This window comes from Salicibibacter halophilus (assembly GCF_006740705.1).
Lineage (GTDB): Bacteria > Bacillota > Bacilli > Bacillales > Marinococcaceae > Salicibibacter > Salicibibacter halophilus.
Genome location: NZ_CP035485.1, coordinates 1,878,210 through 1,893,069, shown reverse-complemented (window position 1 = coordinate 1,893,069; position 14,860 = coordinate 1,878,210). Strand labels below are relative to the sequence as shown.

General features: G+C 47.7%; 16 protein-coding genes. 12 read left to right on the top strand and 4 right to left on the bottom strand.

Annotated features, from left to right (window positions below):
- Position 1: 1 nt before the first annotated feature.
- The 3 genes from EPH95_RS09165 to EPH95_RS09155 all read left to right on the top strand — a co-directional run bounded on the left by EPH95_RS09165 (position 2) and on the right by EPH95_RS09155 (position 2,913).
- The gene (locus EPH95_RS09165; protein WP_142089309.1) at positions 2-493 is read left to right on the top strand and encodes a dihydrofolate reductase; all 492 of its coding nucleotides are present in this window, start codon (positions 2-4) and stop codon (positions 491-493) included.
- Between the two features lie 106 nt (positions 494-599).
- On the top strand, positions 600-1,451 hold the full coding sequence (gene yunB, locus EPH95_RS09160; RefSeq protein WP_142089306.1) for a sporulation protein YunB: 852 nt from the start codon (positions 600-602) through the stop codon (positions 1,449-1,451).
- Between the two features lie 106 nt (positions 1,452-1,557).
- Entirely contained in the window at positions 1,558-2,913 is a 1,356-nt protein-coding gene (locus EPH95_RS09155) for a sodium-dependent transporter (RefSeq protein WP_142089304.1), read from the top strand.
- Positions 2,914-3,055: 142 nt separating this feature from the next.
- Here EPH95_RS09155 and EPH95_RS09150 read toward each other — a convergent pair whose 3' ends face one another.
- Entirely contained in the window at positions 3,056-4,051 is a 996-nt protein-coding gene (locus EPH95_RS09150) for a M23 family metallopeptidase (protein ID WP_142089302.1), read from the bottom strand.
- A gap of 201 nt (positions 4,052-4,252) precedes the next feature.
- Here EPH95_RS09150 and lipA point away from each other — a divergent pair, with 201 nt between their 5' ends.
- The 3 genes from lipA to EPH95_RS09135 all read left to right on the top strand — a co-directional run bounded on the left by lipA (position 4,253) and on the right by EPH95_RS09135 (position 6,694).
- Positions 4,253-5,173: a lipoyl synthase gene (gene lipA, locus EPH95_RS09145; RefSeq protein WP_142089299.1), complete on the top strand. Its 921-nt coding sequence runs from the start codon at positions 4,253-4,255 to the stop codon at positions 5,171-5,173.
- 14 nt (positions 5,174-5,187) lie between these two features.
- On the top strand, positions 5,188-5,460 hold the full coding sequence (locus EPH95_RS09140; RefSeq protein ID WP_142089296.1) for a YutD family protein: 273 nt from the start codon (positions 5,188-5,190) through the stop codon (positions 5,458-5,460).
- 163 nt (positions 5,461-5,623) lie between these two features.
- A complete protein-coding gene (locus tag EPH95_RS09135; protein WP_142091563.1) occupies positions 5,624-6,694 on the top strand; it encodes a tetraprenyl-beta-curcumene synthase family protein in 1,071 nt (356 codons plus the stop codon).
- 125 nt (positions 6,695-6,819) lie between these two features.
- Here EPH95_RS09135 and EPH95_RS09130 read toward each other — a convergent pair whose 3' ends face one another.
- Together EPH95_RS09130 and glpX are read right to left on the bottom strand one after the other, a co-directional pair.
- Positions 6,820-7,086 (bottom strand): hypothetical protein, encoded by a 267-nt coding sequence (locus EPH95_RS09130; protein ID WP_193556971.1) that lies wholly within the window; start codon positions 7,084-7,086, stop codon positions 6,820-6,822.
- Positions 7,087-7,142: 56 nt separating this feature from the next.
- Complete coding sequence (gene glpX, locus EPH95_RS09125; protein WP_142089294.1) at positions 7,143-8,132, bottom strand: class II fructose-bisphosphatase; 990 nt, start codon at positions 8,130-8,132, stop codon at positions 7,143-7,145.
- A 361-nt stretch (positions 8,133-8,493) separates the two neighbouring features.
- Here glpX and EPH95_RS09120 point away from each other — a divergent pair, with 361 nt between their 5' ends.
- A complete protein-coding gene (locus tag EPH95_RS09120; protein ID WP_142089292.1) occupies positions 8,494-8,940 on the top strand; it encodes a DUF86 domain-containing protein in 447 nt (148 codons plus the stop codon).
- Positions 8,941-8,947: 7 nt separating this feature from the next.
- On the top strand, positions 8,948-9,724 hold the full coding sequence (locus EPH95_RS09115) for a TIGR01457 family HAD-type hydrolase (RefSeq protein WP_227003862.1): 777 nt from the start codon (positions 8,948-8,950) through the stop codon (positions 9,722-9,724).
- 32 nt (positions 9,725-9,756) lie between these two features.
- On the opposite strand, the gene EPH95_RS09110 is transcribed toward EPH95_RS09115, so the two are convergent.
- Positions 9,757-10,239, bottom strand: coding sequence for a phosphatidylglycerophosphatase A family protein (locus tag EPH95_RS09110; protein WP_142089290.1), 483 nt, complete (start codon positions 10,237-10,239; stop codon positions 9,757-9,759).
- A 114-nt stretch (positions 10,240-10,353) separates the two neighbouring features.
- On the opposite strand from EPH95_RS09110, the gene yutH reads away from it, so the two are divergent.
- The 4 genes from yutH (at position 10,354) to thrB (ending at position 14,829) form a co-directional block, all read left to right on the top strand.
- Complete coding sequence (gene yutH / locus EPH95_RS09105) at positions 10,354-11,367, top strand: spore coat putative kinase YutH (RefSeq protein WP_160141700.1); 1,014 nt, start codon at positions 10,354-10,356, stop codon at positions 11,365-11,367.
- A 166-nt stretch (positions 11,368-11,533) separates the two neighbouring features.
- Complete coding sequence (locus EPH95_RS09100) at positions 11,534-12,871, top strand: homoserine dehydrogenase (protein ID WP_142091561.1); 1,338 nt, start codon at positions 11,534-11,536, stop codon at positions 12,869-12,871.
- A complete protein-coding gene (thrC, locus tag EPH95_RS09095; protein WP_142089286.1) occupies positions 12,837-13,913 on the top strand; it encodes a threonine synthase in 1,077 nt (358 codons plus the stop codon). Before EPH95_RS09100 ends, thrC begins: the two co-directional genes overlap by 35 nt.
- Positions 13,906-14,829, top strand: coding sequence for a homoserine kinase (gene thrB / locus EPH95_RS09090; protein WP_227003861.1), 924 nt, complete (start codon positions 13,906-13,908; stop codon positions 14,827-14,829). Before thrC ends, thrB begins: the two co-directional genes overlap by 8 nt.
- Positions 14,830-14,860: the final 31 nt, after the last annotated feature.

The window sequence follows — 14,860 nt, the reverse complement described above, 5'->3', positions numbered from 1 at the left end:
AATGCTATCCATGATGGTTGCCCACGATCGGAATCGTGGAATTGGGAAGGATAATGCAATGCCTTGGCATTTACCGGCAGACCTTTCATTTTTAAAGAAAAATACGGTCGGAAAGACGATTGTGATGGGACGATCTACATTTGAAGCGATAGGAAGGCCATTGCCGAAACGCAAAAATATCGTTTTAACGACACAACAAGATTTCGATGTTGAAGGTGTCGAAACGGCACATGCCATTGAAACAATTATTGCAGAAAATGATCGTTCGGAGGTGGAATGGGTCATTCTCGGAGGTAGCAACGTGTATGAACAAGCTTTTCCATATGTGGACCGGCTTTATATTACCTTTATTGATGAAGCGTTTGAAGTGGACCGTTTTTTCCCTTCGTTTGATAAAAGTGAATGGGAACTGAAGTGGCAAGAAAAAGGGATAAAAAATGAGGAAAACCCATATGACTACTGGTTTCAAGTCTATGATCGCAAAAAAACGTGACATCCTCCCCGAGCTAAAATACCGGGGGATATCACAAAATCTTACATAGTAAAATACGTTTAACCCGTCCTTACCTGCATATGTATATAGCAGGGGAGGGGGAAGTATGGCTTTAAAATTGCCAAGTAACGGAAAAAAACAGCGCAGGGGCGGTCCGCTCCCTTTTCGCTATGTTTTCCTTATTTCATTGGTTATCTTTATTTTTTTGACAGTACAAGGATTATATTTCATTGACCAACATGTTCGGCCGGCTTTATTAACGATTGCCACCATCGAGACCCAAAGGATCTCTACACAAGCAATCAATCAGGCAGTATCAAGGGATTTGACAGATCAGGAACATCTCGATGATCTTGTGTTGATGGAAACGACGGAAGACGGGGACATCTCATCTTTGGCTTTTGATGCATCTGTCTATAATCAAGTGCTTGAAGATGCGATTGACCTGATCCACTCCTATTTGGAAGAAGTGGAATCAGGCATGACAGACGGGGATATCCCCAGTGAATTGGAAGAAGAAATCGAGGACGCAGGTGTAGGGCGTGTGGAGGACGGCTCGATTTACAACATCCCCCTTGGCATGGCGACGAATAACGCGTTGCTCGCACAGCTCGGTCCGCAAGTGCCGGTCAGCTTTTCCGCTGTTGGCGACCCCCATGTAGACATGGAAGAAAGGGTAGAAAATGTCGGGATTAATAACACGTGGCTTCGTATAGGCCTGACGATCGAAATGGATATCCGTGTCGTCATTCCTTTTGGCACGGAAGAGGATACGGCAACCACATTTGTTCCCGTAGGGATGGTGTTTGTGCCCGGAGATGTGCCTGATTATTACGGCGAAGGCGGCGGAATGCCGATTCCGGCCATAACCCCGAGCGGAGATGAAGAAGAAGTTGACATGCAGGCGCCGGATGCAGAAATCGAAAACCCGCCTGCCGGTGAGGATGAAACAAACTAATGTAAAAAAATGTCTAAAGTCCTTATGAATAAATGTTCATATTTTTGACATTTGGACATATTTTAATTATAATTTTATAAATATTCTTGTTTGAGGGGGTCATGTAATGCAAGGGAGAGAACAATGGGCGACACGTTTGGGTTTTATGCTGGCTGCTGTCGGTTCGGCAGTAGGCCTGGGGAACATATGGCGTTTTCCCTACATTGCCGGTGAGTATGGAGGCGCTTCTTTTTTGATCGTTTACCTCATCTGTATTTTTATCATTGGTTTACCGACCATGATTGCAGAGTTTTCCATTGGGAAAAAGGGTCAACTTGATGCTGTTGGATCATTTTCCAAAACGGCTCCCGCGAAACCGTGGGTCATCGGTGGTTGGCTCGGAGTTATTACGTCGTTTTTAATTGTGTCGTTTTATGCCGTTATTACCGGTTGGGTTTTGTACTATATGTTCAGTTATTTGACCGGAAGTCTCCAACAAGTGGAGCCGGGGGGCGTTGAAGAATATTTCGGCGGATTCGTCGGAGATGCATTCCTCCCCGTCATTTGGCAATTCATTGTCATGGGTATTATGATTGGTATTTTGTATTTTGGGGTTCAAAAAGGGATTGAGCTGAGCAGTAAAATTTTTATGCCCTTACTTGCCGTTATTCTCTTGGTTTTAGCAGGGTACGGGTTAACATTGGATGGCGCCGGAGAAGGCATGTCATTTTTGTTCGTTCCTGACTGGAGCGCATTGGGGGATCCTGCCCTTTATCTGGCGGCTATCGGGCAAGCGTTCTTTACACTATCCCTGGGTATGGGGATTATGGTGACCTATGGCGGCTATCTTTCAAAACAAACAGGCAATCGTTTGCCGGGTACTGCAACGAGCATCGTGATTCTGGACACTCTATTTGCCATTTTGGTCGCGGTAGCAATTTTTACAGCTGTGTTTACCATTGGCGCCGAAGCGGATCAAGGACCGACATTGATCTTCGTCGTGCTGCCGGAAGTGTTTAATCAAATGGCTGCAGGCGGAACGTTCTTTGCTATCTTTTTCTTCTTCCTTGTCTTTATCGCCGGGCTTACGTCCGCCATTTCACTGGCCGAAGTAAGTATCTCCTTTGCGATGCGACAAGTGAATTTGACCAGGAAAAAAGCGGCTCTTATCGTTGGGGCATTGATCACATTAGTGGGTATACCGTCCGCTTTAAGCCAAGGCGGTCCGCTCGGTGACTTCCTGATCGCGGGTCTGCCGTTCCTTGATTTTGTGGATGTCCTTACAGACAGCTATTTCCTTCCGATTGGCGGTTTAATTGTCGTCCTTTTTGTCGGTTGGGGATGGAAAAGTAAAGCAGCGCTTGAAGAAGCAGACTTTAAATATCAGGCTTTTGCAAAGATATGGCTCTTCTTGCTTCGATTTGTAGCACCGATTATGATTATCATTATTTTACTCGCGAACCTTTTCGGGATCGAAGTGTAGGGCGCACCATCTGTTTTAAAGAAAAACATCCGCCGGGATGATACAACGTCATGGCGGATGTTTTTTGTGGGAATATATGAGGTGAAATCGAATTACCCTTCCTTCGGTTGCCATGGCCCTCTAGTCCAATTTTAAAGAACCCCTAACCCTGCTGCCGTTCTTTCGTTTCCCATGAATTTAACGAAGGATAGGGGTCAAACGACCATTCTGAATATCCGTTGTCCCGATAAAGGCCATAGTGTAAATGGGGCGGAAATTTACCCTCCGTGCCTGGCTTTCCATAGCCGGAGCTTCCGACCTTTCCGATTTCCATGCCGGGCTCAACAATGCTTCCTTCTTCAATCCCATCTGCAAAGCTGCTGAGGTGGGCATAATAATGATACACATTTTCCGGATCGCGGATGCCGATCCGCCATCCACCGTAGGTGTTCCAACCTTTTAATTCAACGACCCCGTACTTCGTTGCCCGCACGGGGGTGCTATGGCCGGCGAAAATATCCGTGCCTTCATGAATTCTCCTGCCTCCCCATCCACGCGTATCGCCCCAAGTGCTATGGTACGTGTAATTGTATTCAAGGGGAACGGGAAAAGCCGTCTCCTCCAAAGCAATCGTCCCATATTCCTTAAACAAGTTAGCATGGCCGCTAATAATACGCACGGCTTGATCGCGTTGATAATGCTCCCATAGCGCGATACGAATATTTTCATCATCATAGCCATAAGTAGAAATTTGCCGGGCCATTGTGTATAGGACATCTCGATCTTTTTGGCGATTCGCTTCACCGTCGTCATCTCCATCAAGGCCGACACCGCCAAACATGCTGATACGTGCCGCGTCATTATCTTCAAGGTCCGGATTCAAGGCCCCTACCCATTCACGCGGGGAATAGTAGATATCAATGAGTCCTTCTTGTTCGTCCCGATCGTTTCGGGCTACATTCAACCCACGTTCATGTGCGTCGATGGCAGCAAGCCAATACCAAGGAACATGGGTGATTCCATCCATTTCCTTATACAGAATCATTCGCTCATGGTCAGTGTCAATGGCATCCTCATCTTCAGCGGCATTCATCTCCGGTGAAAACATTAGCGAAAAGCTGATAACGAGTAAAAGGAGGGGGAGCGTTTTATTGTTCATGTTTACTTCTCCTCTCATTTTCGATTTGTGTAAAAGGTGTCGTTAGCAGCCGTTTCCTTAGATCAGCGACTTTCTTTTACTTTGCAACAATTTTGCAGAATTATAAGCGCCAATCTTGTCTTTTGCAGGGAAAATTCACCATCTGTCAAATTTGGAACCATGCCGGCGGTATGTTAAAGTAAACACAAAGGATGTGATCAAGTGGGGAAAAAACAAGAACATATTCGCAAGCCGGATTGGCTAAAAATAAAGTTAAATACCAATGAATCCTATACAGGCCTTAAGAAGATGATGCGCGAAAAGAAATTACATACAGTCTGTGAAGAAGCGCGTTGTCCAAATATTCATGAATGCTGGGCCGTAAGAAAAACAGCCACATTTATGATTCTCGGGGATGTATGCACGCGCGGCTGCCGTTTTTGTGCGGTGAAAACGGGTCTTCCCAATGAACTTGATTGGGGCGAACCGGAACGACTTGCCGAGTCTGTGGAACAAATGGGGTTAAAACACGTGGTTATTACGGCGGTTGCGCGCGATGACCTCAAAGACGGGGGTTCACAGGTTTACGCAGAAACGATTCGAGCTGTCCGTCGCCGCAATCCGCTTACAACGATCGAAGTATTGCCTTCGGATATGATGGGTTTACATGACAATTTAAAAACGCTCATGGAAGCGCGTCCGAATATATTGAACCACAATATTGAAACGGTTAGGCGTTTAACGAAGAAGGTCCGTGCACGCGCAACCTATGACCGCTCCTTGGAGTTTCTCCGCTATTCCAAAGAGCTGCATCCCGATATCCCGACGAAATCAAGCCTCATGATCGGCCTTGGGGAAACGCCCGAAGAAATCGAAGAAGTGATGGATGATTTGCGTGCCCAAGATGTAGATATTATGACAATCGGGCAGTATCTGCAGCCGACGAAGAAACATTTGGATGTGAAAAAATACTATACCCCCGAGGAATTTGCCCGATTTAAGGAAATTGCTATGCAGAAAGGGTTCCGTCATTGTGAGGCAGGGCCTTTAGTTCGCTCTTCTTACCACGCCGATGAGCAAGTCAATAAAGCCCAGGTTTGGCAAGAAGCCGCGAAATACCAAGGTAGCGAGGCATCTGTGTGAGCGAGGAGATGTCGATGGTTCAAACCCATCAGCAACGGTTTGAGCTCGTCGAAGAAGCGAAATCGGGTTGGGATGAAGAGGCGTTTTTAAAGCGGTACAGCGAAATTCTCAACAAATATGATTACATCGTCGGCGACTGGGGCCATCAACAATTGCGCCTCCGAGGTTTTTTCCATGATAACCACAAAAAGGCAAACGTAGATACCAAAGCCAGTACCATCTATGACTATCTGTACGAATACTGTAATTTTGACTGTCCGTATTTTATCTTGAAAAATGTTACGTAAGACCCATTTGGGAAATTTTCCTCGATGGGTTTATTTTTTAATTGCGGAAACTAATACGATGGAAAGAGGGAGGTATCCGTGGAAGCCCTTGCCCATTTATTTGTTGTTAGGTATGCTTTATGCAGAAGATGATTAGACTTAGTGCGTAGAAGGGGTGTTTATGTTGAAAGTGCCGACAAAACCGTGGACATTGCTATATAAAATCAGGCAGGAGACACTTCCTGCTGCGCATGAGTTTCTAAATGAATGGAAAGAAAAGGCCAATGCAATTCCGAATCCGGAATTACGGGAACAAGCGCTGGCAAGCATTGAGGAGAAAACTTTTCACTGTGAGGGTGGAACGATCTTTGGATTGTTGGGCGTTGAGAACCGCCGCCGCGATGTCATTCGTTTTATCATCGCTTATCAAACGATCAGCGATTATTTGGATAACCTTTGTGATCGAAGTACGTCGTTGGAAGAACGGGATTTCCGCTCGCTTCATCGTTCCATGTACCATGCCTTGACGCCTGGAGAAACGCCGGATAACTATTATGAATTTCGTGATGATCAGGATGATGGCGGCTATTTGGCATCGTTGGTCATTACGTGCCAGGATGTATTGAAAAAATTGCCCGGCTTTATGGATGTGCAGGATGCCATGCGACAATTATCCGCCGTTTATTGCGACCTGCAAGTATACAAACATATTGATGAAACGAAGCGGGAAGAAAAGTTGGAAAACTGGTTTGCAACACACAAGCAGGACCTTCCGCCTATGGAATGGTATGAATTTTCCGCTTGTGCAGGATCCACGCTCGGGATTTTTTGCCTTGCCGCTTATGCGTCCAAACGAAAAATGATCGCGGAAGAAGTGGAAGAAGTGAAGGACGCCTATTTTCCGTGGGTTCAAGGTCTCCATATCATGCTTGATTATTTCATTGATCAAGTAGAGGATTGGGAAGAAGGGGACTTGAATTTTGTGTTTTACTATGAGAGTGAAGAACAAATGGTGGAACGTTTTCGGTATATGAAAGAGAATGCAGAAAGCAGTGTTCGGTCATTGCCGGACGCAAAATTTCATCAAATGATCAACAAAGGATTGCTCGCCTTGTACCTTTCGGATAAAAAAGTGCAGGAAAATAAAGAATTGAAACGAACGGCAAAACGGTTTATCCGTTTTGGCGGTTTGCCGACGGCTTTCTTTTATCTAAACCGGGGAAAAATAGCCAGACAACCTCAAAAAATGGCTTAAGCGGGGGTGCTCGAAGGGATCGCTCACCGCACAGGATCGATCTAGACCTCGCCGAGATGTTCAACTTTTCATTCTTTTTCAGGCTCCATCGCCCCCGCCATATGTTGGGGAGGCAATGGAGCCTTTCATTCGCGGTGAACATCGTTATCTTCGTCTTCGCTTGAATGTGGGTTGTGGGTTTGGGTATTTGGAAAAAGGCGGCCGCCTCCTGCGTGTAACTCACGGTTTTCATACGTGAACGCACTGACCATATGCTGCTCAGGTTTCCATGGAGAAGATTTGCCGAGGACCCCCTCGAATGGTGCTCCATAAGGGCCTTCCGTTAACTCCTCTGCTGTTAACTCATTTTCTTGTGATTCCACTGATTCAAAATCACGATAATTTTTCGGCATTCTTTGCCCCTCCCTAGCGATCAGGTTTTTACTACTATGATCGGGGAGCAACTGAATTATTCATCGCCGGCGGGCTCAATTCTTGGAAGAAACGATGGCTTATGTTGCAAATGATGACGGGCGTTTACAGAGCGGACAGTGCGTGTCTTTGCCCGCATGACGATGGAGTCTGTTTCGGCAATGTCATCACCGAGCAAACGAACGCCGTTGAGCAGTTCCCCTGTAGATACGCCGGTGGCCGCGAAGATGGCATCGTCTCCCTGGACAAGCTCGTTTAGTTGCAGAGGTGCGTTCGGATCCTCGATGCCCATTTTTTTGCATCGCTCTGTTTCCGCTTGGTTTCGGGGAGCAAGGCGCGCTTGCATGTCGCCCGCGAGCGCCTTCACGGCTGCGGCTGATATTACGCCTTCGGCAGCTCCTCCTGTTCCGACGAACAGATCGACTCCCGTGCCGGTGGTAGCGGTTGCCAGGCATGCACTTACGTCACCGTCCCCGAAAAGCTGTACTCGCGCACCCTTCTTGCGGATACGTTCGATTAGAGATTCGTGACGAGGGCGTTCTTGGATCATAACGGTTACATCCCGCACCCGTTTGTTCATCATTTTTGCGACTGTTTCAATTGATGTTTCGATGGGGTCGTCCAAGCGTACATGTCCGGCAGCTTCGGGGCCTACGACAAGTTTCTCCATATACATGTCCGGCGCGTGCAAGAGTGTTCCCTTATCCCCGATGGCGATGACTGCCATTGCGTTCGGATGCCCCTTGGCCACAATGCTCGTCCCTTCCAGCGGGTCAACAGCAATGTCCACTTCCGGACCGTGCCCGTTTCCTACTTTTTCCCCAATATAAAGCATGGGTGCTTCATCCATTTCTCCTTCTCCGATCACAACCGTTCCATCGCACTGGATCGATTGAAACATCGATTGCATCGCGGTTGTAGCGGCATCATCCGCTTCATTTTTCTTGCCGCGCCCAAGCCATTGGGCACTCGCCAAGGCGGCCGTCTCGGTGACGCGAACCAATTCCAACGCTAATTCTCGTTCCATATCTAATCTCCTTCATTTTGATCATCTTTAATCCTAACACTATTGATGGCTGCTTCGAAACGTTTTCTTTTCACGGTTCGACATTGTGTTAGACTAGGGTAGGATGGGCGAGTCGGCCGTACCTGTTGGCAAAAAAATGTCCGAAGCCATACTCGGGTACGAGGTTACTTGAGATTACTTCTTCCTCTCAGAGCAAAGCCTTATCCACTTGAGGGGTTACATCGCGATTGCCGCACCTCCCTAAATGGGTTGAAAATTCGAGAAACGCCCATTAGATATATTCATGAATGTATGAAGTTAGCCCGAAAGGATTTCTGGCATGTCGCGCTAGCGTATAATAATTGCAAGAGGTGAGTAGGGTATGTATTTCGTCGATCGAAAGTTGCTTGAAAAAAGACTTCAATATATGGAAGAATTGTTGAAGACGTTTCGCGGCCAAAACGAATGGGCTAATCCTTTGGAAACATTGGCGCTGGAACGCATTACCCATTGTTGGCTGGAAGCGATGATTGATGTGGGAAATCAAATGATTGATGGTTTTATTATGCGGGACCCCGGTGGGTACAGCGACATTATAGATATTCTGGAGGATGAAAAGGTGATCGGGGAAGAGACGGCCAACGCTTTACAACGGCTCCTCGCTTGGCGAAAACCGCTTGTGAACGATTACCTGAATGTAAAACACGGGGAGCTGGCAGCCACAATGCGTGAACATGAACGAGAAATGGAACATTTTCCGAAAGCGGTACGGGTTTATTTGGAGGAAGAGCTTGGACCGGTATCGGCATTTTTGCCGGATGAAGGGTGAGAGACATATGTTGTCATCGTATCGCGGATTTATAATGGATTTGGACGGAACGATTTATAAAGGGAAAGAAGTGATAAAGGAAAGCGCCACTTTTGTGCATGCCCTGGCTGATCGGCACATTCCTTATGTATTTTTGACGAACAATTCCTCTCGGACGCCAACAGAAATCGCTGAAAAGCTTAAGCGAATGAATGTCCCTGCAACTCCCGGGCACATTTATACGAGCAGTTTGGCCATGGCTGCATACGCGCGAGAACATTGGCATTTCCCTATACGCGCTTATGTGATTGGGTCGCGGGGACTTGTCCACGCGTTGGAAGAGACCGGGGTGCATTTCACGGATCAAAACCCCGATGTGGTAATCATTGGGGTGGATCGATTCTTTACATATGAGAAACTGGCGAAAGCCCAGACTGCCCTTTTGAATGGCGCGAAGCTGCTCGCCACTAATGCAGACAAAGCCATCCCGACGGAAGATGGGTATATGCCGGGGAATGGAGCAATTGTGGCCGCTGTTGCGAAAGCAAGCGGCTCCACACCGACGTTTGTCGGAAAACCGGAGCAGTGGATCGTGGATCAATCGTTATCCATGCTAAAAACCGCAAAAGAAGAAACACTGCTCATCGGTGACAATTATGATACGGATATTGTCGCTGGCCTTCGCTCCGGCGTTCCTACGTTACATGTTGGCACTGGTGTGACACCGACTGAAGCCCTTGTGGAAAAAGGACAACAACCCACGTTCTCCTCCCCGAAGTTGGACGCCTTGTTGCTCGATCAGTGAAACGCCAAATCATCTCAAGGGTGAAGACTATACTATCCTTCAACGCCTTTGCTGGAGTGGGCAAGGCGGCTGGATGCAGCGGCAGCGATCGCGCCTACGATATCATCGAGAAACGTGTGGCAATTTGTTTGTTCATGGTCGTTAAGTTTGGCAATGATGCCCGGTTTAATTTTATCTACATAACCGAAATTTGTAAGCCCAATCGATCCATATACGTTTACGATAGCCAAAGCAACGATTTCATCGATGCCGTATAATCCTTCATCCGCGGCGATAATTTCTTGAAGCGGTGAACTTAATTTTTTTTCTTCGGCAAATCGGTCAAGTTCTACTCCGGTTAATAAAGCGTTTTGTACCTCGCGCTTACCGAGTACGGCCATAATGTTGGCGGCGCATGTTTCTTTCGTTAAGTCATCGATATAAGGGGATTGCAATTCATAGACGAGTTCAGCGATATCGTTAACGGTAACGCCTCTCTCCTCTAGCGTATGAACGGCTACTTCTTTTGATATCATGTTGTTCGCTCCTTTCTTTCTCCTGCAGTCTATTCAATATTTCTTAGTGTGTTGAAGCCATGACTAAATCGATTCCCTCTGCCATACACTGATAGGAAGATGGGGGTGCCTGGGATGTTTGAAAAAAATATTTACGACCAATATGGATTATATTGTGACGAAAAGTATCAATTTGGTCAATACGAAGGTTTTCGATCAGGCAGTCGATTCTACGTTCTTATGCCTTCGCTGCGTCGGCATGATCACTTGTGGGTACAATTGGAATGGGCAGAGCGGTTGAAAGGGAGAGGGGTGCCTCAAATCGCGGAACTGGTGACCGACACGGCCGGTAATATGGTGACCCGTGTCGACGGGGTTCAACAGCTTCTTTTTCAACTTCCCGAGGAAGAGGATCGATCAGGTTTGTCCGAGGGGGAGGCGCTGGCAATGATGCATGAATTCGGTGATGGCTGGGTCCCAGAGGTGAATGATCTCCACTTATATGGGCGATGGCTTTCCTTTTGGGAGACGAGAATGGAACAGTTGGAGGCTTTTCATCACACCATTGATCAACGATTGCAAAAAACGGCCTTTGACCAACAATTTCTATACACGTTTCCTTATTACCTCGGAAGAGCGGAGACAGCAATGCAATGGCTTGTGGAGGAGGGGAAGGAGCATACACTGCCTCCTTTTCACGGCACGGTGAATCATACGCGTTTCAAGCCGGGGGCATGGATGGCTGCAGATGAAAACCGCACGCAGGTGAAACTTCCTCTGTCGTTTGTGTATGACCACCCTGCGCGAGATGTAGGAGAGTGTCTCCGTTATTGCTATGAACAAGATGACTTGGCTTTCGAAACAGAATTTCTGGAAGCGTATGCGCGCGGGCAAACCTTTCAGCCCCAAATGTGGGCTCTCGTTGGGGCGAGGCTTATATTCCCCTTAACATATGTGGAACTGATGGAAGAACACTATTTGAATGAAGGAACAAATGAAGACCGAACAAAAACGGATGAAGTGCAATTTGAACAGTTACTGGAAAGGGAAGAACGGTATATGCAGCGGGTATCGCAGTGTTTGCGCGATACACTCCCGAGGTCAGCGGAAGGTCATTGGTTTATGAGGGATCGTTCGTTTGTGCAATGACCAAATTGGGACTCGTTCCATGAAATATTATGAGAAAACGCTACAATAAGGTAATTTCCCCTTGTTATTTCAGCAAAGAAAGACTATAATGTCCGTAGGAAAAAGACATTTGTTTTTCTCGGATGAACAAAACAGCAGCAGTGGTGTACGTAAAGGGGTAGATAAAATGAAAAAAGCTATAGAAATCGGGATATTGGGTCTGGGAACGGTCGGAAACGGCATTATTCATATTTTGGAACATCATAAAAATGAATTGATAGCAAAAACGGGTGCCGAGGATGTGACCATTCGAAAGGTGCTCGTTCGTGATTTGGAAAAACAACGCGGCGGGAATGTTGAGAAAGAAATGATGACAACGAACGCAGAGGATGTGTTGGATGATCCGAACATCGATCTCGTTATTGAAGTGATGGGCGGGATTGATGAAGCAAAACAATACATTGAAAAAGCGTTAAAGAGTGGAAAGCATGTTGTGAGTGCGAATAAAGACTTGATTGCTTTGCATGGGGATGAACTCTTAACCCTTGCCGAAGAGAATGACGCGGAACTTCTCTACGAAGCCAGTGTTGCCGGAGGCATCCCGATTTTACGGACGCTTACCGAAGGGTTGGCATCCGACCGAATTACAAAAATGATCGGTATTGTAAACGGCACGACCAATTATATGCTTACGAAGATGACGAAAGAAGAGCTTAGCTATGATGAAGCGTTGCAACAGGCAAAGGATCTAGGGTTTGCCGAAAGTGATCCTACCGCCGACTTGGAAGGATTGGACGCTGCCCGCAAAATGGTTATTTTAGCTCGGCTTGGATTCTCGGCTTCCGTGCAATTGGATGAAGTTTACCTTAAAGGGATGACCGAGGTGACGGCAGAAGATATCGATTTCGGTCAACAATTGGGCTATACGCTAAAACTGATCGGTCTCGCTTCCAGAAGCGACGAAGGGATCGAAGTGTCTGTGGAGCCTGTGTTTATCCCAGAAGATCATCCGCTTGCTTCTGTCAACGATGAATACAACGCCGTTTATGTTTATGGGGAAGCGGTCGGGGAAACGATGTTCTACGGCCCGGGTGCAGGTTCGCTCCCAACCGCTACAGCGGTGGTCTCCGATGTGGTGAGTGTGATCCGTCAAATCCGTTTGGGAACAGCTGCCGCACCGATGAACGCCGCAAACAAAGAGGACACCGTTTTGAAGAAAGAAGAAGACATTCGCGCAAAATATTTCATTCGTCTTCATGTGCACGATGTAGCCGGAGCGTTTAAATCACTTACTTCTGTTTTCACATCGAACAAAGTAAGCTTTGAAAAGCTCATTCAGATGCCTATGGATTCTGAAGAGTTGGCGGAAGTTGTCATGGTCACCCACGAAACGAGCCGTACGAACTTTGAACAGATCGCCAAAGATTTAGAGAATCTGGATGTTGTTGAGACCATCAAAAGCCGTTATCGCGTAGAGGGAGGAGAAGCCGATGTCCCCGAACAAAGGGATCTTGCACTCGTATAAAAACTATTTGCCGGTGACGTCGGCGACGCCAATGCTTACCTTGCACGAGGGAGATACGCCTCTGATCCATCTTCCGACATTGTCGGAAGAATGGGGAGTAAATTTATATGTCAAGACCGAAGGTGTAAATCCAACCGGTTCTTTTAAAGACCGCGGCATGGTGATGGCAGTAGCGAAAGCGAAAGAAGCGGGGAGCAAAGCGATCATTTGCGCCTCTACGGGAAATACTTCTGCGGCGGCAGCGGCTTACGGCAGCCGTGCCGGTTTACGTACGATCGTCGTCATTCCGGCAGGGAAGGTCGCGCTCGGAAAGTTGGCCCAGGCTAGCATGTATGGAGCGGAAGTATTTGAAATCGAAGGCAATTTTGACCAGGCACTGGATATGGTTCGCGATGTAAGTGAAAAAGAAGATGTTACGCTCGTCAATTCCGTAAACCCTTACCGGGTAGAAGGGCAAAAAACAAGTGCATTTGAAATCTGCGACGCACTCGGGACAGCGCCGGATGTGCTTTGTATCCCGGTTGGGAATGCGGGAAATATCACTTCTTACGGGAAGGGTTTCAAGGAATATGACGTCGCCCGCGGCACCGGCCAGCCTCAGTTGTTCGGTTTTGAAGCAGAAGGGGCAGCTGCCATTGTCCAAAATCAAGTGGTCCGGGAGCCGGAAACGCTGGCGACCGCGATACGGATTGGCAACCCCGCCAGTTGGTGGGCCGCACTGGAAACCGTGAAGCAAGTGGGTGGTGGATTTGATGCCGTAAAGGACGAGGAAATCGTTGCCGCGTATCGCGGCCTTGCCAAAGCGGAAGGTGTATTCGCGGAACCTGCCTCCTGTGCTTCGCTCGCAGGCTTGAAGAAGAAAATTGCAAACGGAGAGATTAAAAAGGGAAGCACGGTTGCTTGTGTGCTTACGGGCAATGGTCTTAAGGATCCGGCAGCTGCACTTGATACGAATGATATTGAGCCGATTCGAATCCCGAACGAAACCGAAACTTTCCTTTCCCATTTGCACCGGAAAGAGGGGGTGGGGTCCCGTGGGTGAAAAGAAAATGACAATCCATGTGCCGGCAAGTTCCGCGAACCTTGGACCGGGTTTTGATTCGATTGGCTTGGCGGTCGATCGCTACCTGACGTTAGAGGTTTATGACGCGGACAGCTGGAGGTTTACGACTTCTTCTCCTCAGCTTGAAGGAATTCCCGAAGGGAAAGGGAACATGGTCTATCAAGTGGCGCGCGCTATGGCTGCAACGAGAAAAAAAGCGCTTCCTCCTTGCCACGTGCATATGACATCGGAGATCCCATTGGCACGCGGGCTCGGAAGCAGTGCTGCTGCCATCATCGCAGCAATTGAACTTGCCGATCGACTGTTGGAAATGGACTTGGCCAAAGAAGAAAAATTACGTTTTGCAAGCATTTTGGAAGGGCATCCGGACAATGTGGGGGCTTGTCTATACGGGGCTTTGACCATTGGTATGCACACTGATGGCAAAACGCGGATCGTAACTCAGTCGACTCCGGATGTGGATCTTGTTTTAATGGTCCCTGGTGATGAATTGTTAACATCGGAAGCAAGACAAGTATTGCCGGAAGCACTGGAGTACCGGGACGCGGTGCAGGCAGGCGCATGTGGAAATGTGCTGGTGGCCGCCTTATTAACCGGAAACTGGCCCCTCGTCGGTGAAATGATGGGAGATGACCGCTACCACCATCCATACCGGGGATCGTTAATTCCCGGTCTTTTAGAAGCCCTGCAAGAAGTCAAAAAGTATGGTGTCTACGGGGCTGCTTTAAGCGGCGCGGGGCCAACGGTGTTATGTTTGGCACCATCGAACCGCGGAGAGGAAATTGCAGCCGCGATACAGGCGGATTATCCCCAGTATCATGTTGAAGCAGCCAAGCCGGCAATCATCGGCGCTGAAGTTTATAAAGCTTCCGAAAAATCAGTTGCTTCGTTTTGAATACGGAGTCGTCCTAAACATTGAAAAAGCT

Coding starts and splice junctions, on each gene's coding strand:
- EPH95_RS09115 (WP_227003862.1), top strand. CDS start 8,948: ATGTTGTCATCGTATCGCGGATTTATAATGGATTTGGACGGAACGATT.
- EPH95_RS09155 (WP_142089304.1), top strand. CDS start 1,558: ATGCAAGGGAGAGAACAATGGGCGACACGTTTGGGTTTTATGCTGGCT.
- EPH95_RS09130 (WP_193556971.1), bottom strand. CDS start 7,086: ATGCCGAAAAATTATCGTGATTTTGAATCAGTGGAATCACAAGAAAAT.
- EPH95_RS09100 (WP_142091561.1), top strand. CDS start 11,534: ATGAAAAAAGCTATAGAAATCGGGATATTGGGTCTGGGAACGGTCGGA.
- EPH95_RS09150 (WP_142089302.1), bottom strand. CDS start 4,051: ATGAACAATAAAACGCTCCCCCTCCTTTTACTCGTTATCAGCTTTTCG.
- EPH95_RS09165 (WP_142089309.1), top strand. CDS start 2: ATGCTATCCATGATGGTTGCCCACGATCGGAATCGTGGAATTGGGAAG.
- yutH (WP_160141700.1), top strand. CDS start 10,354: ATGTTTGAAAAAAATATTTACGACCAATATGGATTATATTGTGACGAA.
- glpX (WP_142089294.1), bottom strand. CDS start 8,132: ATGGAACGAGAATTAGCGTTGGAATTGGTTCGCGTCACCGAGACGGCC.
- EPH95_RS09110 (WP_142089290.1), bottom strand. CDS start 10,239: ATGATATCAAAAGAAGTAGCCGTTCATACGCTAGAGGAGAGAGGCGTT.
- EPH95_RS09140 (WP_142089296.1), top strand. CDS start 5,188: ATGGTTCAAACCCATCAGCAACGGTTTGAGCTCGTCGAAGAAGCGAAA.
- thrC (WP_142089286.1), top strand. CDS start 12,837: ATGTCCCCGAACAAAGGGATCTTGCACTCGTATAAAAACTATTTGCCG.
- yunB (WP_142089306.1), top strand. CDS start 600: ATGGCTTTAAAATTGCCAAGTAACGGAAAAAAACAGCGCAGGGGCGGT.
- EPH95_RS09120 (WP_142089292.1), top strand. CDS start 8,494: ATGTATTTCGTCGATCGAAAGTTGCTTGAAAAAAGACTTCAATATATG.